General features: G+C 68.9%; 23 protein-coding genes. 12 read left to right on the forward strand and 11 right to left on the reverse strand.

From position 1 onward, the window contains the following. Positions 1–112: 112 nt before the first annotated feature. Genes ACLJRM_RS29680 through ACLJRM_RS29690 form a run of 3 tightly spaced genes read right to left on the reverse strand, consistent with a single transcriptional unit; the run spans position 113 to position 3,216 of the window. Positions 113–1,558: an alpha/beta hydrolase gene (locus ACLJRM_RS29680; RefSeq protein WP_410664933.1), complete on the reverse strand. Its 1,446-nt coding sequence runs from the start codon at positions 1,556–1,558 to the stop codon at positions 113–115. A gap of 26 nt (positions 1,559–1,584) precedes the next feature. After that, the gene (locus ACLJRM_RS29685; RefSeq protein WP_101608995.1) at positions 1,585–2,304 is read right to left on the reverse strand and encodes an ABC transporter permease; all 720 of its coding nucleotides are present in this window, start codon (positions 2,302–2,304) and stop codon (positions 1,585–1,587) included. Between the two features lie 27 nt (positions 2,305–2,331). Then, on the reverse strand, positions 2,332–3,216 hold the full coding sequence (locus ACLJRM_RS29690; RefSeq protein WP_168214356.1) for an ABC transporter ATP-binding protein: 885 nt from the start codon (positions 3,214–3,216) through the stop codon (positions 2,332–2,334). A 141-nt stretch (positions 3,217–3,357) separates the two neighbouring features. Between ACLJRM_RS29690 and ACLJRM_RS29695 the strand changes: the two genes are divergently transcribed. Both ACLJRM_RS29695 and ACLJRM_RS29700 read left to right on the forward strand, forming a co-directional pair. After that, positions 3,358–4,476 carry a histidine kinase gene (locus ACLJRM_RS29695; RefSeq protein ID WP_410665082.1) on the forward strand — a complete coding sequence of 373 codons (1,119 nt, stop codon included), beginning with the start codon at positions 3,358–3,360 and terminating at the stop codon, positions 4,474–4,476. Beyond that, a complete protein-coding gene (locus ACLJRM_RS29700; protein WP_101608992.1) occupies positions 4,473–5,075 on the forward strand; it encodes a response regulator transcription factor in 603 nt (200 codons plus the stop codon). The genes ACLJRM_RS29695 and ACLJRM_RS29700 overlap by 4 nt, the downstream gene beginning before the upstream one ends. Before the next feature lie 17 nt (positions 5,076–5,092). Here ACLJRM_RS29700 and ACLJRM_RS29705 read toward each other — a convergent pair whose 3' ends face one another. After that, positions 5,093–5,665, reverse strand: coding sequence for a helix-turn-helix domain-containing protein (locus ACLJRM_RS29705; protein ID WP_101608991.1), 573 nt, complete (start codon positions 5,663–5,665; stop codon positions 5,093–5,095). 68 nt (positions 5,666–5,733) lie between these two features. Here ACLJRM_RS29705 and ACLJRM_RS29710 point away from each other — a divergent pair, with 68 nt between their 5' ends. Genes ACLJRM_RS29710 through ACLJRM_RS29720 form a run of 3 tightly spaced genes read left to right on the forward strand, consistent with a single transcriptional unit; the run spans position 5,734 to position 7,773 of the window. Continuing rightward, positions 5,734–6,327, forward strand: a complete 594-nt coding sequence (locus ACLJRM_RS29710; RefSeq protein WP_410664934.1) for a class I SAM-dependent methyltransferase — start codon at positions 5,734–5,736, stop codon at positions 6,325–6,327. After that, positions 6,324–6,791: a DinB family protein gene (locus ACLJRM_RS29715; protein ID WP_410664935.1), complete on the forward strand. Its 468-nt coding sequence runs from the start codon at positions 6,324–6,326 to the stop codon at positions 6,789–6,791. Before ACLJRM_RS29710 ends, ACLJRM_RS29715 begins: the two co-directional genes overlap by 4 nt. A 13-nt stretch (positions 6,792–6,804) precedes the next feature. Next, a complete protein-coding gene (locus tag ACLJRM_RS29720) occupies positions 6,805–7,773 on the forward strand; it encodes an alpha/beta fold hydrolase (RefSeq protein WP_410664936.1) in 969 nt (322 codons plus the stop codon). A 92-nt stretch (positions 7,774–7,865) separates the two neighbouring features. Here the strand turns inward: ACLJRM_RS29720 and ACLJRM_RS29725 are convergent, their stop codons facing one another. Beyond that, the gene (locus ACLJRM_RS29725) at positions 7,866–8,525 is read right to left on the reverse strand and encodes a hypothetical protein (protein WP_410664937.1); all 660 of its coding nucleotides are present in this window, start codon (positions 8,523–8,525) and stop codon (positions 7,866–7,868) included. Positions 8,526–8,655: 130 nt separating this feature from the next. Between ACLJRM_RS29725 and ACLJRM_RS29730 the strand changes: the two genes are divergently transcribed. Next, positions 8,656–9,504, forward strand: coding sequence for an SAM-dependent methyltransferase (locus tag ACLJRM_RS29730; protein WP_410664938.1), 849 nt, complete (start codon positions 8,656–8,658; stop codon positions 9,502–9,504). Positions 9,505–9,562: 58 nt separating this feature from the next. Here the strand turns inward: ACLJRM_RS29730 and ACLJRM_RS29735 are convergent, their stop codons facing one another. Beyond that, complete coding sequence (locus tag ACLJRM_RS29735; protein ID WP_101608986.1) at positions 9,563–10,720, reverse strand: S1 family peptidase; 1,158 nt, start codon at positions 10,718–10,720, stop codon at positions 9,563–9,565. A 220-nt stretch (positions 10,721–10,940) separates the two neighbouring features. Further along, a complete protein-coding gene (locus ACLJRM_RS29740) occupies positions 10,941–11,657 on the reverse strand; it encodes a TioE family transcriptional regulator (RefSeq protein ID WP_410664939.1) in 717 nt (238 codons plus the stop codon). Positions 11,658–11,715: 58 nt separating this feature from the next. Here ACLJRM_RS29740 and ACLJRM_RS29745 point away from each other — a divergent pair, with 58 nt between their 5' ends. Continuing rightward, positions 11,716–12,276 (forward strand): putative immunity protein, encoded by a 561-nt coding sequence (locus tag ACLJRM_RS29745; protein ID WP_410664940.1) that lies wholly within the window; start codon positions 11,716–11,718, stop codon positions 12,274–12,276. On the opposite strand, the gene ACLJRM_RS29750 is transcribed toward ACLJRM_RS29745, so the two are convergent. Then, positions 12,273–12,749, reverse strand: a complete 477-nt coding sequence (locus ACLJRM_RS29750; protein WP_410664941.1) for a DUF6194 family protein — start codon at positions 12,747–12,749, stop codon at positions 12,273–12,275. The genes ACLJRM_RS29745 and ACLJRM_RS29750 overlap by 4 nt on opposite strands. A gap of 62 nt (positions 12,750–12,811) precedes the next feature. Between ACLJRM_RS29750 and ACLJRM_RS29755 the strand changes: the two genes are divergently transcribed. Further along, on the forward strand, positions 12,812–13,522 hold the full coding sequence (locus tag ACLJRM_RS29755) for a MerR family transcriptional regulator (RefSeq protein WP_410664942.1): 711 nt from the start codon (positions 12,812–12,814) through the stop codon (positions 13,520–13,522). Here the strand turns inward: ACLJRM_RS29755 and ACLJRM_RS29760 are convergent. Next, positions 13,519–13,980 (reverse strand): peroxiredoxin, encoded by a 462-nt coding sequence (locus ACLJRM_RS29760; protein WP_101608981.1) that lies wholly within the window; start codon positions 13,978–13,980, stop codon positions 13,519–13,521. The genes ACLJRM_RS29755 and ACLJRM_RS29760 overlap by 4 nt on opposite strands. Before the next feature lie 44 nt (positions 13,981–14,024). Further along, positions 14,025–14,276 (reverse strand): hypothetical protein, encoded by a 252-nt coding sequence (locus tag ACLJRM_RS29765; RefSeq protein WP_168214353.1) that lies wholly within the window; start codon positions 14,274–14,276, stop codon positions 14,025–14,027. 119 nt (positions 14,277–14,395) lie between these two features. Between ACLJRM_RS29765 and ACLJRM_RS29770 the strand changes: the two genes are divergently transcribed. The 4 genes from ACLJRM_RS29770 to ACLJRM_RS29785 all read left to right on the forward strand — a co-directional run bounded on the left by ACLJRM_RS29770 (position 14,396) and on the right by ACLJRM_RS29785 (position 18,580). After that, the gene (locus ACLJRM_RS29770; protein WP_101608980.1) at positions 14,396–15,199 is read left to right on the forward strand and encodes a class I SAM-dependent methyltransferase; all 804 of its coding nucleotides are present in this window, start codon (positions 14,396–14,398) and stop codon (positions 15,197–15,199) included. A gap of 85 nt (positions 15,200–15,284) precedes the next feature. Continuing rightward, positions 15,285–16,847, forward strand: coding sequence for an adenylate/guanylate cyclase domain-containing protein (locus ACLJRM_RS29775; RefSeq protein ID WP_101613319.1), 1,563 nt, complete (start codon positions 15,285–15,287; stop codon positions 16,845–16,847). 335 nt (positions 16,848–17,182) lie between these two features. Next, on the forward strand, positions 17,183–17,797 hold the full coding sequence (locus ACLJRM_RS29780; RefSeq protein WP_369862477.1) for a papain-like cysteine protease family protein: 615 nt from the start codon (positions 17,183–17,185) through the stop codon (positions 17,795–17,797). A gap of 9 nt (positions 17,798–17,806) precedes the next feature. Next, a complete protein-coding gene (locus ACLJRM_RS29785) occupies positions 17,807–18,580 on the forward strand; it encodes a hypothetical protein (protein WP_101608978.1) in 774 nt (257 codons plus the stop codon). Here ACLJRM_RS29785 and ACLJRM_RS29790 read toward each other — a convergent pair. Further along, complete coding sequence (locus ACLJRM_RS29790) at positions 18,567–19,517, reverse strand: XRE family transcriptional regulator (RefSeq protein ID WP_410664943.1); 951 nt, start codon at positions 19,515–19,517, stop codon at positions 18,567–18,569. The genes ACLJRM_RS29785 and ACLJRM_RS29790 overlap by 14 nt on opposite strands. Between the last annotated feature and the right edge of the window lie 96 nt (positions 19,518–19,613).

Genomic DNA, 19,613 nt, shown 5'->3' on the forward strand with positions numbered 1-19,613 from the left:
AACCGGCGACGCGGTCCGGCCAGACGATCAGATGCTCCCCGACCAGGCCTTCCCGTTCGTGCTCGATCACCGTCACCGAATCGCCACTCACGACCCACTGGACCACCGCGGATCAGCAGGCGAGATCGTGCCGCGGTCGCGCGCCGGTGACCAGGAACCCCGTCGCGAGGTCGTTGGCGCACTTGTTGTCCTTGAACAGGTAGGCCAGATGCCCGCCCTGGTCGACGGTGACCATCCTGGCGCGGTCGCCGAAGGCTTCACGCAGCTTCCGCGCGCCCGCCAGCGGCGTGGCCGGGTCGCGGAGGTTCTGCACGATCAGCAGGTTCGACGGGCCGCGGCCGGTGATCTTCACCGGCGGTTCCACCGGCTCGGACGGCCAGAACGCGCACGGCGTGATGTCCGCGGCCGCCGCGCCGAACAGCGGATGCCGGAACCGGTCGATCGCGACGTTGCGCCGGTACGTCCCGACGTTCTCCGGCCAGTCCGAGTCGTTGCAGATCACGTGCAGCTGGCTCGCGATGTAGTTGTCGGCCGGGTACGCCGTGCCGGCGGTCGATCCGGTGACGGCTGGTGTCGGCGCGGGTTTCCCGGTGTCGAGCGCGCGCCAGGTCTCGGCCAGCAGCGGCAGCTGCTTGTCGTAGTAGAGATAGGCGAACGTGATGTGGCGGAACACCTGGCCGTTGTAGCCATCCGGACTCGGGGTCTTGTCCAGCCGCGCGGCGAGCTCGAAGTACTTCGCCGTCACCTCCGCCGGCGTCCGGCCCAAGCCGTACTCGGGTTTCGAAGCGGCGAACTTCGCGAAGTCCGGGAAACGATCTTCGACACCTTGCCCGAACAGCCGCGAGAACGACGCGTCCCAGCCGCCGGGCCCGGTCGCGCTGTCGATCAGGAACCGGTCGCTGCGCTCGGGGAACAACGAGGTGTACACCGAACCGAGGTAGGTGCCGTAGGAGATGCCGAAGTAGTTCACCTTCCGCTCGCCGAGCGCCTCGCGGACACGGTCCATGTCACGGGCGGTGTTGGCGGTGGTCATGTACGGCAGGAGCGGCGCGGTGGGCGAGGAGCCGCATTTCGCGGCGACGGCGGCGACCCGCTGTGCCTCGGACGTGACGTCGGCCGAGTCCCGGGCGTACCTCGGGATGTTGGACGGATGCTCAGCGACGGTCAGCCCGCAGGTCACCGGCGTGCTGTTGTGGACACCGCGCGGGTCCATCCCGATCACGTCGTAGCTGTCCAGCACGTCCTGCGGGATGTTCAGCTTCTTGAGGGTGTCCGGATAGGCCAGCCCTTCACCGCCGGGGCCGCCGGTGTTCGTCAGCAGCACGCCGCGGCGCTTTTCAGGCTTGGTGCTCGCCAGCCGCGAGATCGCGATCTCGATGGTCTTCCCGCCGGGGTCGCGGTAGTCCAGCGGGACCTCGAGGGTGCCGCACTCCAGGCCGAGGCCTGCCGCCTCCGCCGGGCAAGGCCCCCACTTCGGCGGGGGTGCCGCGGAAGCGACCGCCGGGGTCGCCACGGTCAGCAAGGCGGCCGCGAGAACGGGGATCATGGCTTTGCGCATGGGTTTTCCTCCTCGGATGGACCGGATCACCGGCGCGGTTCCCAGCGGAAGAGCCGCGAGGCCAGGACCACCGCGACGACGACCCACGCCAGGGTCGGGGCGAGCAGGAGCAGCGATTCGGAGACCGCGACGCCGCCGTTCCAGGCGTTGACCGCGAGTTCGGTGGCCGAACCGCCCGGCAGCAGGCGCTTGACCAGGGTCAGGTCGTCGGTGCCGCTGATGCCGACCCAGGAAGCGACCGCGATGACCCCGAGGCTCACCGGCAGCGTGGTGACCTGGGCGTGCTCGGGGGAGTTGGTCAGGCCCGCGGTGGCCAGACCGAGGCCGATCATCATGGCGACGGTGGCGAGGACGGCCAGCACCAGCAAGCCGATGTTCGCGGGCTTGCCGGTCACGAAGCCCAGTACGGTCATGATCACGGCCACCTGGACGAGCGCGATGACGGTGACCGGAAGCACCAGCCCGATCAGGATGGAGGCGTCACCGGCCGCTGTCGAGCGCAACCGCTTGAGGAACAGGTTCTGCCGCCGGGAGGCGAGCGTGGTCACCGAGCTGGCGTAGAGACCGAACGCGCACACGGTGAACATCACGATCGCCGCGATGTAACCGAGGCTGCCGATCTTGGCGAAGATTTCGTGCTGGTAGACGAAGAACGCGCAGATCGCGATGGGCATCACGAAACTGGTGATGAGGACCGAGCGGTTCCGGAAGATCTGGATCAGCTCGCTGCGGGCGATCGAAAGCATGACTGGAGTCCTTTGTGGAGTGAGTGGCTAGTCGTTGTCGATGGCGCGGAACACGTCGTCGAGCCTGGTCGGGCCCGCTTCGAGGTCCCGCAGCTCGATCGCGTGGTCCTGCGCCCACCGCAACAGGGTGTGCAGGTCCTTCTGCAGACCGAAGGTCTCGATGACGAACTTCCCGTCGTGCTCCCGCCTGCCCTGCAACGGCAGCGCCGGTGCCGGGGCGGGGAGGACGAAGCGGATCACGGCGGGCAGCGTCCGCGTCAGTTCGGAGACCGTGCCCTCCTGGTGGAACTTCCCCCGGTGCATCAGGCCGATGCGGTCTGCGCGCTGCTGGGCCTCTTCGAGGTAATGCGTGGTGAGCACGATCGTGGAGCCGTCCTCGCGCAGTTTGTCGACCGCGTCCCACAGCGCGTCCCGCGACTGGATGTCCAGACCGGTCGTCGGCTCGTCCAGGAACACCAGTTCCGGCGAGCCGTACACCGCGGTCGCGAAGTCGAGCCGCCGCTTCTCGCCACCGGAAAGCTGGGACACCTTCGTGTTCGCCTTGCGGGCGAGGTCCACGATGCCGAGCACCCGTTCGAGCCGGTCCGTGCGGTGGGTCAGCGTCCCGATCAGGCGGATCGATTCCTTCACCGTCAGGTCCGGTGAGAAACCGCTCTCCTGCAACATGATGCCCATCTTGGGCCGCACGGCGGCGCGGTCACGCGGGCTCTTTCCCAGGACGCGGACCGTGCCCGACGTCGGGGTCCGGTGCCCTTCGAGGGTTTCCAGGGTCGAGGTCTTCCCCGCCCCGTTGGTGCCCAGCAGGGCGTAGAACTCGCCTCGCCCGACCTGGAAGGACAGATCCTTCACGGCGTGGAAGTCGCCGTACTTCAGGTTCAGGCGGTCTACGTCGATCACTGGTGTCGAAGTCATACCTAGATCTCAACCGCTCCGGCCCGGAACGGCCAGTGCGGCCACGTCATGACCGGCCCATGACATTCTTCGGGGTGAACCATGACGTGGTGTCACTGGTGCCCTCCGTCGCGGAGGGCCGATACTGGGCCCATGTCTGATGTGGACACCGAGCCGGCGCGGGGAAAACTGCGCAAGCTCAATCTCACCATGTTCTTCCCGCTGTTCACCGTCGGCGGGGTGATCGTGGTGGCGTCGGACGCGCGGACCTGGTGGCATGTGGTCGTCCTGAGCTTGAGCGTGCTGGCGGCCATGGTCGCCTTCGTGCGGTGGACTTCGGGCGAGCTCATGCGGGTCGCGATCCCGTGCCTGGTCGTCACGGCCGCCGTGTGGCCGTTCTCCGTGCTGCTGATCGGCGGCGGGTCGGCGTTCTTCGGGATCCTTCTCGTGGGTTCCTTCGTCGTTCCCCAGCTTCCCCGGCACCGGGTCGCGGCCGCGATCGCGCTCGTCGTGTACATCGCGGCGGTGGGCGCGTCGAGGCTGCTGGTCTCCCACGAGGACGTGTCCGAAGAGCTGATCAGGTTCGTCTTCGTTCCCGCCGCGGTCACCGCCATCGTGCTCGGGCTCATGTTCCCCAACAAGCGGTTCTACGACGTCGTCCACGAACTCGAGGAGTCACGCGAGCGTGAGGCTGAACTGGCCGTCATCCGCGAACGCGTCCGCTTCGCCAGCGATCTGCACGACATCCAGGGCCACACCCTCCACGTGGTGAAGCTGAAGACCGCGCTCGCCACGAAACTGGTGGACATCGACGCCGAACGGGCCAAACAGGAGCTGAGGGAGATCCACGCGCTCGTCAGCGACACGATCACCCAGACGAAGGAACTCGCCTATGCTCAGCGGAGGCTCAACCTTTCCGCCGAACTGGAGAACGCGAGGAACCTTTTCGAGGCCGCGGGGATCCGCGTGCGGATCAACCGGGAGGGTGACGTCGATCCGGAGGCGGGCAGGCTGCTCGGCCAGGTCCTCCGCGAGACCACGACCAACATCCTGCGCCACGCCCAGGCGACGCGGGTGCGGATCACCCTGACGGAGTGGAGTATCGGCATCGTCAACGACGGCGCCCAGCGCGCACCACTGCCCGAACTCCGGGGGCTGGCCGCGCTCGGACAACGCGTCGTCGCGGAGGGCGGCGAGCTGACGGTGGAACAGGAAGACGGGCAGTTCGTCACGGCCGCGTCCTTCCCGGGCGGGCGTTCCGAAGCAACGGAGAAACGATGACCACGGTGGTACTCGCCGACGACGAAGCCCTGCTCCGCAAGGCGATGGCCGCGCTGCTCCCGCTCGAGGGCGAGATCACCGTCCTCGCCGAAGCGGAGAACGGCGAGGAGGCCGTCGAGGCCACCTTGCGGCACGAACCCGACGTCCTCGTCATCGACCTCGAAATGCCCGGTGTGGACGGGCTCGGCGCTGTCGCGGAGATCCGCCGCACCCGGCCGGACCAGGTCATCCTCATGCTGACCAGGCACGCGAAACCCGGTGTGCTCCGCAAAGCCCTCAAACTCGGGGTGCAGGGATTCGTCAGCAAGGCGGCCGAACCCTCGCACATCACGTTCGTCATCGCCGCCCTGCACCAGGGCAAACGCTGGATCGACCCGGACGTCTCCGCGCTCGCCGTGGTCGACGACTGTCCCCTCACCGAACGGGAGCTCGAGGTGCTGCGGGTGACCGGGGAGGGGTATTCCGTCGCCGAGATCGCCGCTCAGCTCCACCTCGCGCAGGGCACGGTGCGCAACTATCTCTCGAACGCCATGCAGAAGACCCAGACGCAGACCCGGCACGAAGCCGCCAGGTACGCGCGTGAGCACGACTGGCTCTAGGGCTTATGAAACACGCCCTAGTCCGCGCGGATGTGGGCGCGTTCGCCCTGCGGTCCGAAAAGGACAAGGGTCTCGACGGCATGCCCGTCGGCGGAGCCGAGCCAATGCGGCAGCGCGGTGTCGAACTCGGCGGCCTCGCCGGGCGGCAGGACCATGTCGCGGTCGCCGACCACCAGCCGGAGCCGTCCATTGAGGACATACACCCACTCGTAGCCGCCGTGGGTCTGCGGCGTGGGTTCCGCCGGTTCGGGGCGACTGGGAATGAGCATCTTGAAGGCCTGCACGCCGCCGGCGCGGCGGGTGAGCGGCAGGAAGGTCATGCCGTGCCGGTGGATCGGCTGTAAATGGATCCGCGGATCGCCGGTCCGGGGTGCGCCGACGAGGTCGTCGAGCGGGACGCCGTGCACGCGCGCGAGTGGTAGCAGCAGTTCCAGTGTGGGCCGCCGCCCGCCGCTTTCCAGTCGCGACAAGGTGCTTTCCGAGATCCCGGTCGTCGCCGACACCTCGGCCAGGGTCAGGCCACGGCGTTTGCGCAGCGCGCGCAACCGGGGGCCGACCGCGTCCAGTACCTCGTCTGTCTCGTCCGCCATGCCGTCGATCTTGCCAGGTCGGCAAGTTTTCGTGCCAGGTCATGTCCTCCGAGGCAACAGTGGCGACCATGGACGCGACGAAATTCTGGGACGGGCTCTACGAACGGCGTTCCGCCGGAACGCCCAAGGTGAACGCGAGACTGGCCGAGATAGCCGGCCCGCTGGCCCCTGGCGCGGCGCTCGATCTCGGCTGCGGCGGCGGGGGAGACGCGCTGTGGCTGGCCGCCCGGGGCTGGCGGGTGACCGCGGTCGACATCTCCGGCGCGGCCGTGCGTTCGCTCCGGGAGCGCGGTGCGGCGATCACGGCCCTCCGCGTCGATCTCGCCGAGGATTTCCCTTACGGCGCCTTCGATCTGGTGTCCGCGCAGTACTTCCACACGCCTTTCGAACTGGACCGGGCCCACGTGCTGCGGACCGCCGCGAACTCGGTGAACCCCGGCGGACGGTTGGTCGTCGTCGATCACGGCTCGGCCGCGCCGTGGTCCTGGGACCAGAACGCCCAGTACCCCGCGCCGCTGGAAGTGGCCGCTGAGCTGGACCTCGATCCGGTGGAATGGCCGGTCGAGCGCGCGGAGGCCTCGGAACGGCACGCCACCGGTCCGGCGGGACAGACCGCGACCGTCGTCGACCACATCCTGGTGCTCAGGCGAGGGGAGCGATGAGCAGGAAACGCGACACCGGGCCGCCGTCGACCGGAGCCGGCGAGAAGGACGTGCTCGCCGGTTTCCTCGACTACTTGCGCGCCGCGATCATGGTTAAAGCCGACGGGGTGCCTGAAGAGCGGGCCCGCGTACCGGGCGTGCCCTCCGGCACGAACCTGCTCGGCCTGATCAAGCACCTGACCCAGGTGGAACGGCACTGGCTGCTCGGGCACGACGACGTCACCGACTGGAAAGCGACGTTCCATCCGTCCCCGGAGGACACGACGGCGTCACTTCTCGCCGCTTACCGGGAAGTCATCGCCGAAGCGAACGACGAGATCGCGTCCTGGACCGACCTCGCCGAAGCGGGCCCCCGCCGGGGATCACGGCGCTGGACGCTGACCCATTTGATCGAGGAAACCGCACGCCACGCGGGACACGCCGACATCCTGCGCGAACTGATCGACGGCGCCACCGGGCGCTGAGACGGAGACTTCCATGCTTCACCGAGCCGCCGTGTTCGTCGCGGCCCTCGTCCTGATGACGGCCTGCGGTTCGCCACCGGCCGCCCCACCCTACGAAGAGATCACCCGCGGCGACGCGAGTTTCGCGCAGCAGTTCCGCCACGAGTTCGCCGACGTCGACGGGGTGAAGATGCACTACGTCACCGGCGGCAAGGGCGCCCCGCTCGTCCTGCTGCACGGCTGGCCGCAGACCTGGTACGGCTGGCACCGCGTCATGCCCGCGCTGGCCGAGCATTTCACCGTGTACGCGCTCGACCTCCCCGGCCTCGGGGACAGCATCGGCGCGCCGCCCAGCTACGACAAGGCCACCCTCGCCCGCTACGTGCACGGCCTCGTCGCCGGACGGCTGGGCCTGCGCGACGCCCGGATCGCCGGCCATGACCTCGGTGCCGCTGTCGCCTTCCAGTACGCCGCGCAATTCCCCGGCGATCTCACCAAGCTCGCCTATCTCGACCTGCCGCTGCCGGGCCCCGCGCTCGACGCGACGGCGTACCGGAACCTGAGCTGGCATATCGCTTTCCACTCGCAGAAAACGGTTCCGGAAGCCGTCGTCGGCGACGACGTCCGCGAATATCTTTCCCTTTTCTATCCCCAGGTCGCCTATTCGGGGACGGCTTTCGGCGGGCCCGGGGCGCCGTCGCCGTTCGACGAGGCCGAGATCGGCGAATACGCCCGTACCTACAGCAAGCCGGAGGTCCTGCACGGCGGTTTCGAGCTCTACCGCACGCTCGGCCAGGACGCGACCGCCAACACCGGCGCGAAGCCCATCACCACTCCGACCCTGCTGATGACCGCCGAAGGGCTGCTCGAACCGCAGAAGGCCACCCTGGCGCCCCGCGTCGCCGACCTCGCCCGCGCCGTCGAGGTGCCCAGGGCCGGGCACTGGCTCGCGGAAGAGAACCCGGAGTTCGTGAGCGCCGAACTGGTCAAGTTCCTGAAGTAGCCGTCCGGTCCGTGAAGGCCTCCTTCCCTACCCTGAAGGTAGTGAAGGAGGCCTTCACGGACTGCCGAGTGCGCTGTCGGCGGCCACCAGGCTCAGTGAGGGAACAGTCGCCCGGCCGCCTTGAGTAGATCGTCCAGCTCCGAGGAGAGGGAGCCGGCTTTCTGTGCGAAGGTCGAGGTCTTCAGTTCGGGCGGTGGCAGTCGTTTCTGCAGCCGGGCCAGTGTCTGTCGCTCGTTTTCGGCGATCGTGAGATCGGCGGCGCAGCGCGTCGTCCCGGTGGTCAGGCCCAGCGACTGGATCAGCGTCTGCGTGTCGTACCTGGCGGCGGCGCCGTAGTCGACGATCCGGGTACTGGCCTCGAGACAGCTCGTCACCGCGTTCTTGTACCGCTCGTTCCGGATCAGCTCGGGCAGCTGTTCGCGAGCGGCGGTGGCGGTCTGGTCGACCACGGTCATCGTCGACCATTGGCTCTGGAGCACGGAATCTATCACCAGGCCGACCTCCGCCGGCCGCAGCGCGACGGTGACGGCCGTGCCCGGTTCCAGCGTCGTGCCGCCGAGGACGCCCGGTGATCGGCTCGCGCGGAAGATCTGCACCATCGCCGGCACGCCGCCGTGTTGCAGGACCGTCGCCGGGCGGGCGGGCTGAACCAGCCAGACGTCCTTGGTGTCGTTGCCGATGAAGACCGACGTGCCGATTTCGTCGGTGCACATGGCCAGCCCGGAAATGTCCCGCAAGGCCCCGCCGGTCATCACGAGGGGTACGCGTTTCCCGGTCGTGGCGTCGGGACAGCCGGGGTCGCCCCCTTCATCGGGAAAACGTGTCTGCAGGTCGTCGGCGAACCGGGAACCGTTACACGACGGGATCCGCTATCTTCTGCTCATGGGGGAGAATGCGAGCGCCCGTGACGTGGCGCAGCGGCTGGCGGATTCGGTGAACAAGGTCTCGGTCGGCCGCGTGTACGACTATCTGCTCGGCGGGGTGCACAACTACGCCGTCGATCAGCAATTCGCGGAGGAACAGCTCCGGCTTGTCCCGTCGATGCGCGATTTCGCCCGTGCCAACCGGGCTTTCCTCGGCCGTGCCGTTCGCTACATGGTCGATCAGGGCATCCGGCAGTTCGTGGACATCGGTTCCGGGCTGCCGACCCAGGGCAACGTGCACGAGGTCGCCGAAGAGGTCGCGCCGGGCGAATGCCGGGTCGTCTACATCGACAACGAGCCGATCGCGCAGGCGCACGCGGAGATCCTGCTGGAGCAGACGGCCGACCCGGCCCGGCACACCGCGCTGGACGGCGACTTCCACGACGGTCTCCGGCTGTGGAAGAAGGTGCTCGGCACCGGGTTGATCGATCCGGGCCAGCCGATCGGCCTGCTGGCGGTGGCGTTGCTGCATTTCATGCCCGACGAAACCGCCCCGCACGTCACCCTCGGCCGCTATCTGGAGCAGTTGCCTTCCGGCAGTCTCATGGCACTTTCGCATATCCACGTTCCGGTCGAGGACACCGTGCTGCACGCACAATCGGCGAACGTCGTCGATTCCTACCGCCGCCGGACAAACAGCGCCATCACGCTTCGCGGGCGGGAGGAGATCGCCGCTTTCTTCACCGGACTGCGGCCGGTCGAGCCCGGTCTGGTGTGGTTGCCGGAATGGCGTCCCGAAGGCGGACCGCTGCACGAGGAAGATTTGGTGGGGTCTCGCGGATTGGCGGGCGTGGCCCGTAAACCCTGAGCCTCGTGAGTGGTAAGGACGGTTAGAACCGTCCTTACCACTCACGAGGCTTTGTCGGTCAGGAACGGGTCAGCGTGACCCCGTAGGTGTTCGCCGCGTCCACGACGGGCTGGTAGTAGGAGTACGAGCCGGTGGCGTTGGAGCCCTGGTTGTACCCGCAGTCGTGCCCGTCGTCGGGGCCGCCGGAGGTCATGCCCTGCGCGGTGTTGCCCGCGATGTAGGCGCCGCCGCTGTCGCCGCCTTCGGTGCAGACCGTGGACTTCGCCAGGCCCTTGGTGGCGACGCTTTCCCCGTTGTAGCGGACGGTCTGGTTGTAAGCGGTGATCTTGCCGCAGGTCCAGCCGGTGGTGTTGCCCGCCTTGCACAGCGTGGTGCCGACCGGCGCCTTCGAGCTGCCGGTGATCTGCACCGTGGTGCCCTTGCGGGTGTCCACGTAGCCGCGGCCGGTGTCTTCGTCGTCGATGTCCATCAGGCCCATGTCGGCCGACGGGAACTCGGTGGCGACGCCCCGGCCGATGTGGACGCCGTTGCGGTTGAGGATGTCAGGGTTGCCTTCGACGCAGTGCCCGGCGGTGAGCAGCACGTTGTCGCCGTCACTGGTGGTGCCGGGGAAGCCGAGGGAGCAGTTGGTGCCGGGGTCGAGGTCCATGATCTGGCCGGGGATGACGTCGGCCTGCGTGGTGTTGCCGTTGGCGACCCCGGTCCGGACGGTCACGCCGGGCAGCGCCGAAAGCCTGCGGACGAGGGCGCGGTCCGCGCCCTGCTGCACGGTGACGACGACCTGGTCGGCCGCGAGTTCCGGACCCCAGGACTGCACCTGGGCGACGTCCTTGCCGATCACGCTGCCGACGGTGGCGGTCAGGGCGTCCAGCGCCTTCTCGCCGCGGGCGCCGGTGCGGGCGGTCAATCCGGCCGCGCGGAGTGCCTGGGCGGATCCGGCGTCGGAGTTCACCACGAGGGCGCCGGCGTCGTCGAAGTACGCGCCGTCGGTGTGCAGGCCACGTGTTCTGATGCTCTCCAGCGACGAGATCAGGTTCTTCTCGTGGTCGAGTTTCTGCGCGGCCTGAAGCGGGCTGACCTGGAGCTGGGCCGCGAGGGTCTCGAGCATCGTCTGGTCGTAAGCGGTGACCGGGGCGGCGGTCGCCGGAACGGCGAACGCGCCTATTCCGGCGCAGACGCTCAGCAGAGTGAGCATGACGGGTCCGCGAATTCGCATGCGAATTTCCTTCGATAAGGAGGGAACGACGAACCGCCGGAATATGTTCTAAAAGGCAGGGACCGGGCGGTTCATCTCGACGTCACGCAGATTACGAGCGGCTGACTATCGTGTCGTAGCGCCGAAAGTAGGTTCCGTTGAACCGGTACTACTTTCGTATGCGGAAAACGTGAATTGCCTGCGTATTCTATTGCGCGGAAGTGTCAATGGCGCAAAAGTGTCAGCGATTCGGGTTCTCGCCGAGATAGGCGTCCAGCGCGGCGGCGCCGGAGAGCAAGGCGCGGCCCCTCGCCGAGAGCCGGGTGTGCCAGTCGTGCAGTGTCGACTCGAGGGGCACGACGCCTCCGGCCGAGCGGACCTGCTCGATCAGCGGCGCGATCCGCTCCAGGAGATAGCCGCCCCGCCTGAGCTGATGGGTCAGCTTGGCGTCGCGCACATCGGCCGGGCTGTACACGCGGTAGCCCGTCCGCGGGTCGCGTTCGGGCCGGAGAAGGCCGGCGCGTTCCCATTTCCGGAGGGTGGCGGGCCGGACGCCCAGTTTCCGCGCCAGCGGGCCGACGAACAGGTCGCCCCGCTCCTGCGGCACGGGCTCGAGCTCGCGGAGCGCGGCCGCGACGGCCTGGAGGGTGCGGCGGTCGTCGAGCAGCTGGGCGTGACTCTCGTCGACGAGCCGGAGCGCCTCCTCGACCGCGCCCCGGTTGACCTCGGTCATGATCGACGTCGCCGTCGCGTGGCCGTGTCCCGGCACGAGCGCGAGGAACGCGCGCAGGGCTTGCGCGTGCAGCGGGGTATAGGTGCGATAGCCCTGCGGACCGCGTTCGGCCGCCGGGAGGATGCCGTCCGCCTCGTAGTTGCGGACGGCCTGCGTCGACAGACCGTGCTCACGCGCCAGATCGACCGGCCTGAGCCGTTCGCGGATTTGAAGGTTTCGGCCCACTGTCCTGCCATCGTCGCTGCGAAGTGCCAACCGGCGATTCAACGATACAGTCGAGTGAATGACAGCGGCGGAACAGAACCTCACGATCGACCTCGACCTGGCGGAACTACGTGCGGTCACGGCCTTCTCCGTGGCCTGCGCGGAGCCCGCCCTGGCGATCTTCGAGCGCGAGTGCCCGGAGGATCCGCGTCCGCGGGCCGTGCTCGACGAGGCACACCGGTTCGCGGCCGGGGGCAAGCGGACGAAGGCGTTGCGGGTGACCTCGCTGGACGCGCACCGGGCAGCTCGGGCCGCCAGGGAAAGCGGTCGTGAAGCCGCGTTCGAAGCGGCCCGGGCCGCCGGCCACGCGGGAGCGTCCGCGTATCTGCATCCGCTGGCGAAAGCGACCCAGGTCCTGCACATCCTGGGAGCCGCTGCGAACGCGGCGCGCGCCTTCGAACTCGAGGCCGGTGATGACCCCGCCGTCGGCGCCGGGTACGTCGAGAAGTTTGCCGGTCTCGCCGGTCCTGTCGTGGTGGACGTCCTGAAGCGCTACCCGGACGCCCCGGGCGGCGGTCGCCGGGCAGGGGAGTTGCTGCGGACGCTGGACGCGTCGTTGCGGTCGCGTTCGGTCCTCTAAGCGCGTGGGGAGTCCGCTCGCCGCTCGTACCGCTCCCGCGCTCGCTGATAGGCCGTGCCGAGCAGTTCGCGAGTGACCTCTTCGGTCCGGGACGCCGGGTTCACCACCGCCAGCCAGCCCGCGGTTCCGTACACGGGATGGGCGATCACGGTGTCGGTGACGCCGGGGTCGACGTCGGTTCCGGCCGCTTCCCGGGGTGTGCGGCCGAGCCGCCGGGCGAACTCCTCCTTACCGGCGTGGATGTTCACGCGGAACGTGTCCGGCCGGTCCAGGCGCGAGGTCTCGTCGCCGGGGTAGTTCTTGGTCACGACCGTCGCGAAGGGCTGGACGTTCGTGGGGACGACGCCGTCGGGTGAGTAGTAGAAGAACGCGTCGCCCCAGCTGAGCTCCGGCCAGTCGTCGCCGGGCGCGGGGGTGAGGGCCAGGACGCCGTCGAGGTCCGACACGAAGCTGATGATCTCTTCGATGGTCATGTGCTCAAGCGTCACATTAAAGTGCTTGTGGAGGGTTCGACCATGTTTCCGACGGAGTGAAGGTGTCAAGTCTCAAATCGGCCGGGATGCGCACCGCGGAGGTCGCGCGGCGGGCGGGGTACTCCGTCCAGCAGGTGCGCAACCTCGAACGCGACGGCGTGCTCCCGGCGGCGACGCGGGCGGCCGCGGGGTACCGGAGCTACGGGGAGGTCCATCTCCGGTCCGCGCTGGCCTATCGTGCGCTCGCCTCCGGGGTGGGGCCGGTCGAGGCCAAGAAGATCGTCCGCGCACTGCACCGCGACCCGCTCGCCGAGGTGCTCGCGCTCCTCGACGCGGCCCATGCCCGGCTCGACGCCGAACGCGCGGATCTGCGAGAGGCCACGGAAGCCGTCCGGGTGATCTCCCGCGAACCGATCGAAGACGTGCGCGGCTCAGACTCGATGGGTGTCTCCGAACTCGCGTCGGCGCTCGGTCTGCGTCCGTCGACATTGCGGCACTGGGACGCGGAACGGCTCGTCGTCCCCGGCCGCGATCAGCGCGGGACGCGGCGGTACACGCCGTCCCAGGTGCGGAACGCGCGGATCGTGCACCAGCTGCGGCTCGCCGGGTATCGCGTCGCGCCCCTTCGCGCGCTCATGCCGGAGTTGCGGCGATCCCGGAGGCTGGAGGACGTCGCCTCAGCGCTCGCCGTCCGGGAGGCCGCGATCACGGCCCGCTCGCGAGCGCTTTTCGACGGCACCGCCGCGCTTTCGCTCATCGCCACGGCAGGCTAGGCCGTGGTCTTCCGTTCGCGCAGGGCCGCGAGCGCCTTGTCCGCATGGACGTCGAACTTCAGCTCGCTCTTGATCACCTCGAGGACCTTGCGGTCGGTGTCGATCACGAAGGTGCGCCGTTTGGCGTGCAGCGGGCTGAACCTGCGCCAGACGCCGAACTGCTTGGCTACGGCACCATCCACATCGGACAGCAGCGGGTAGTCGAAACCGTGCAGGGTGGAGAATTCGCGCTGTTTGGTGACGCCGTCCGGGCTGATCCCGACGCGGTGGGCGCCGACGTCGGCGAATTCCGCGGCGAGGTCGCGGAAGTGGCAGCTCTCGGCGGTGCAGCCACCGGTCATCGCGGCGGGGTAGAAGAACAGCACGACCGGGCCGGTGGACAGGAAGTCCGACAGTGTGCGGTCCTGGCCGGTGTCGTCGGGCAGGGTGAAGTCCGGGGCGAGGTCTCCTTGGTCCATGTCCGGCTTTCGGAGCCGGGTGCGCGCCGGATTGGTCCCGGATCTCAGCGGGTGCAGCGCCAGAAGACCGTCGCGTTGTACGGGAAGAGGATCTTGTCGTACTCCTCGCAGTCCGGGAAACCGGCCCAGGTCGCCTGGTTCCTGGCGTCGTGCCGGGCGTAGACGAGTTCGAGGCCGAAGTCGCTCGACCCGTGCCCGACGAACTCCCTGGTCTCCTGCGTGCTCGCGGAAGCGGGGGTGGCGATCGTGCCCAGGACGGCGGCCGCGCCGAGCAGCGCGAGCAGTGTTTTCCTCATGCCGACCACGGTAGGGCGGGAGTGGTTCGCGGTTCGCCCGCTGGATGGGCGTTCTCGCGGCCTCCGTCCGTCGTAGGTAACAAGGACCCGGAGGGTGCGAAAACGGATATCGTCGCGGCATGTCTACTCGCAAGGTCGGCACGCAGCGTGCCTTCGACGAAGCGGCGGCCGATTTCGCCGCGTTGGGGCGCTATCTCTGGGAGCCGATCGGCGCGGCCACGGTGGCGGCCGCCGGACTCGGCCGCGGAGCCCGTGTCCTCGACGCCTGTTGCGGGACCGGCGCGTCCGCGATCCCGGCGGCGCGGGTGGTCGGCCCCGAGGGGGTGGTGGACGCGCTCGACCTCTCCGGTCCGATGATCGGCGAGTTGCGCCGGTTGTCGGCGGACCTGCCGCAGCTTCGCGCGCACCAAGCCGACGCGACGGCGTGGGAAACCGACGGGTACGACGCGGTGTTGACCGCGCTCGGCATTTTCTTCTTTCCCGACATGGCGGACGGCACCGAGCGGCTGATCAGGCGGGTCCGGCCCGGCGGGCGGGCCGTGTTCACCATCTGGCGCGGCGGATCCATGGTGACGGCGGGCCGGTACGTCGGCCGGGCGATGGCCGCGGTGACCGATTCCGCGCCGCCGCCGGAACGCGAGCCCGGGTTGATCGACCGGATCAACCAGGCCGGAAGCTACGCCGAGTGGCTTTCCGCGCGTGGTCTGTCCGATGTGGACGTCGTGGTCAACGAACTGCGGCTGACCATGACGCCGGAAGTGGCGTGGCTGGTCATCATCGGTTCCGGCTTCCGGGGCCTTCTTTCCGATCTCGAACCCGCTGTCGTCGAGCAGGTACGCGAGCGTTATCTCGATTCCTTGCGCGACGAGGGCGTGACCGAGCTCGACGTCACCACGCTGATCGGCTCCGGCACCGTCGGCTGACCCCGCGTTCAGAGGACTAAACGCGAGGGGTGGCGGGTTTCGGTGTACAGTCGTTCACTCAAACCGGGTGAACGGCGGGTACGGGGTGCGACCAGTCAAGGACTCCTCTGTTCGGGACCGCGGGCAAGGGCCGTTCGGCTCCTGGCTGCTCGGTCCGCTCGATCAGGACGCGGCCGTGTTGCGCCGTCGCGTCCAGGGACTGCTCACCGGGACGCTGATCGCGACCAACGTCATCGGCGCGCTGGTCGTGGTCGGCCTGGCGGCACTGCTGATGCCCTCACCCGGCATGTCCGGCGAACTCGTCCGGGTCACCGCGATCGCTGTCCCCGTCTACGTGGTCTCCGCCGTCGTCGTGGGGGCGATGTGGGGCACCCGCGGCGCGCTGCGGACGTTGCGCTGGGCGGCGGACGGCCGGACGCCGACCGACGCGGAGCGCGCCGCCTGCCTCCGCGTGCCGTTGCGCCTGACCTTGGTCCAGGCGGTGTTGTGGGGCATCGCGACCGTGGTGTTCGGCGTGCTGGCCGCGCTGGTGCAGCCGCGGGTCGCGCTGACCGAACTGCTCGTCGTCGCGTTCGCGGGCGTGGTCGTCTGCGCGATCGCTTATCTGGCAGGGGAGTTCATCCTCCGGCCGTACGTGGCCCTTGCCTTGGCGGGCACCTCGCCCGAGCGGCCCCTCAGCGGTGGGGTCAACCTGCGGATGCTGCTGTTCTGGTGCCTCGGCACCGGCGTTCCGGTCGCCGGGCTGGTGGTCACGGCGGTGCTGGCGTGGGTGCGCGGCGACGTGTCGACCACGAAGCTCGCGGTCTCGGTCGTCGCCCTCGGCCTGGTGGTGCTGTGCTTCGGCCTGCTGGTGACGGTGTTCACCGCTCGCGCCGTGGTGAACCCGATCCGGTCGGTGCAGCACGCGCTGGGCCGCGTGCGGGCCGGGGACTTCGCCGTGGAGATCCCGGTCTACGACGGCACCGAACTCGGTCTGCTGCAGGCGGGTTTCAACGGGATGGCCGTCGGCCTCGCCGAACGCGAACGTTTGCGGGACCTGTTCGGCAGGCACGTCGGCGAGGACGTCGCGATCGAAGCGATGCGCACGTCCGCCGAACTCGGCGGCACGGTGCGGACGGTGTCGGTGCTGTTCGTCGACCTGATCGGCTCGACCGCGCTGGCCGCGAGCCGTCCGCCCGAGGAGGTCGTCGGCCTGCTCAACCGGTTCTTCGCGGTGGTGGTCGACGAGGTCGATCGCAACCACGGGCTGGTCAACAAGTTCGTCGGTGACGCCGCGCTCGCGATCTTCGGCGCGCCGGTGCGGCTGGACGACCACGCGACGCTCGCGCTGTCCGCGGCCCGCGCGATCGGGCGCAGGCTGGCGGCGGAGGTGCCGGAATGCCCGGCCGGGATCGGCGTGGCGACGGGCGAGGTGGTCGCCGGGAACGTCGGCGACCCGCGGCGGTTCGAGTACACGGTGATCGGCGACCCGGTCAACGAAGCCGCCCGGCTCACGGAACTGGCGAAGAACGTCGAAGCCCGGTTGCTCGCTTCGTGGACGGCGATCGAGTCGGCGGCCGAGGCCGAGGCCGCACAGTGGAAGGCGACGGAGGACGTCACCTTGCGAGGTCGCACCCGCCCCACGACGCTCGCGACCCCGCGTCCCTGAGCCTTTGGTGGCGGATTCACAGCTCTTGTGAACGGACAGTGAATCTTGCGCGTGTCCGCGCGTCGTGACTCCGTGGACCCGCGCTTTCCTGCCGTCCCGACGTCGCGCTTCCTGTGAACGATCACAGCGTTTCCTGACCGTCGCGCGAGGGCGTTGTCCCCGGGGGCGCCGCGGCGCACGGTGATCTCGGCCGGGAGCACCTCGTCCGGCCGGCGGCCACCTTTGGTGCGCCTCTCCCCATCCCCATGTCAAAGGAGACATCTGTGAAGAGCTTATCGAGTCGGCGGGTGACCCGGGCCGTGCTGGCGACCGGTGCCGCGGTCTTCGCGTTGAGCATGGTGCCCGCCGCCGCCCTCGCGCAGCCCGGCGGGGACGGCGACCGGCCCAGCGGTCTGATCAAGACCGAGACCCACACCCAGGTGCGCGAGATCGCCCCGGTCGCGGGCACGGCGATGACGGTCGCCTCGACCGCGGCCTCCAAGCAGTTGAACTACACCCAGCAGGTGCAGCAGTACAACCAGTGGTGCTGGGCCGCGGACGGTTCGAGCATCGAACGCTCGATGGGCGGAAGCGCCACGCAGGCCCAGTTCTGCGCGGCGGGCAAGGGAACGCAGGCGGGGTACTGCCCGAACCAGGCGGCACAGATCTCCGAGATCATCCGCGGGTTCCGCGGTACCGGCTTCTCCGCGCAGGACGCCGGTGGCCCCATCGGTTTCACCTCGGTCGTCAGCCAGGTCGACTCCGGGATCCTGAACCTGACGGGGATCTACTGGACTTCGGGCGGCGGCCACGCCCAGGTGATCTACGGCTACGACACCACGAGCCAGTCCATCATGGTCGGTGACCCGTGGGCGTCTTCCCCGCGGTACAAGACCTGGAACTACAACCAGTACCGCCGCAACGCCCAGCACACCTGGAACGACACCATCGTCAACATCCGGAAGGGCTGAGACGCGGTCATGAACAGGATCTGCCGGAAGTTCTCCGGTTGTCTCGTGCTGGCCGTCGCGGCACTCTTGCCGGTCACGTCGCCCGCCGCGGCGAGCGAAGGAGTCGTCCCGCCCTCGGCCGACGATCTCGCCGCCGCTGTGCGCGTCGCCGGTGAGCCGGGCGCGATCGGTCTCGCGAAATCGAACTTCCGGCAGGTCGACCGCATCGAGCCGCAGCGGATCACGGTCAGCGAGCGCGGTGTGGCGGTCTACACGCTCAATCCCGATTTCGTCCGCGGCACCGCCGGCGCCCCGGCCGGTGCTTTGAGTTCCGTCGCCGTGACGGCCACCGCCGACTCCGGCCAGAAGGCGACTCTGCAGGCGATGCCGGACGGCCCGGGGAAGTGGGTCGCGGCCGGCGCGTTCTCCGGGAACGACGAAGAGACCTTCAGCGCCCGGCTCCGGCCCGGTTCGGTCCTGCTCAACGAACCTCAGATCGACGGCTGGTACGACCTCGGCGCGGACGACGTCGTACTCCTGCGGGCGAGCCTTCCCCAGTCGGAGGTGGGAAAGTCCCTCTCGCTTCCCGACTACCAGCGGAAGGTGCACGACCGTTACGGCGACAAGATGCCGGGCTCGGACTATCAGCGCAATCAAGGAATCGGCTTCGCCCCGGCCGGCCCGCAGCCCGTCGACGGCGGTGTGCCCGTCGCGATTCTGGCCGGATCGATCGCCGGGGGAGTGGCCGTGCTCGCCCTCGCGGTGTTCTTGGTCTGGCGCAAGCGCCGGCTCACTCCCAGATGAGGTCGATTCCGGCGATCCCGACGCCGAGGTCTTCGAAATACGCGCTGACCGTGGCTCCCGGACCGCAGAACAACGGTTCGCTGACCACGGGAGGAAGTTCTTCGCGCTCGCGGACGGTTTTGACGCAGCGGGCCGGGATCGCTCCGGCGTCGAACCGCATCCGGAGAAGGTAGGCGGACATGCGAGAGCGCACTGTCCGGTGAAAACAGGTCGAACGGACGGACCCGGCCAGGTGCAACGTGAAGGCGAAGGTGTGCGTCTCGCCCTCGGCCAAGCCCCGGTCGAAGAGGAGCTCAAAGACCATTCCCGGTGATGAGGTGCTTCTTCGCACTCTGCCTCTTCGACAACCGTCGACGGCGACGACGGACGTGGCCTCCATGTCGGTGCCGGGTTCGTCCTGGTGGGTCACCACGAAGCCGTCCGCTCCGGTTTCCCGCGCCCGGACGACCATCGTCGAGGTGATCTCCACGATCCGGCCTTCCACCGTCATGGTCAGCACGTCGACGACGGTCACGACGTCGACCTTCGCGTTTCCCGCCGCACCGGGTGACTCGCTCAGTTCGTCCAGCAGCGAGCAGGTTTCGGCCCAGCTCTGCCGTAGTTCCGGCAACGACGGCCTGCGGTCGCCTTCGCCGGGAGACCTCCGCTGCGGGCCGATCAGGACGACCAGGCTGTCCGCGGGCAGGCCCAGCACCGCTTCGAGCGCGCGGACGATGTCGAGCGACCGCGGCGTCGACGGATGCCGCAGTCCGCGCTGCCAGTAGCTCAGGGTCGATTCGGCCACGGAAACCCCGCGTGCCGCCAGATGCGCCCGGATCCGGGACAGGGAAAGGCCGCGGTGATCCACCGCCTCGGAAAGCGCGCGATGGAAGGGGCCGGACCTGACCGCGTCCGGCACCGCTCGCCGTGCGCTGGGCTCCTTGGTTTCCTGGTACATAGGGCACCCCCACCGGGACCGGGTCGGGCGCACAGCATGTTGCAGTCCGGTGGCGGACGGCAACCGTCGAAGGTCGAGAACCGGACTTTCCGCCCC

The sequence above is a fragment of the Amycolatopsis sp. lyj-84 genome (genome assembly GCF_046549075.1).
GTDB lineage: Bacteria > Actinomycetota > Actinomycetes > Mycobacteriales > Pseudonocardiaceae > Amycolatopsis.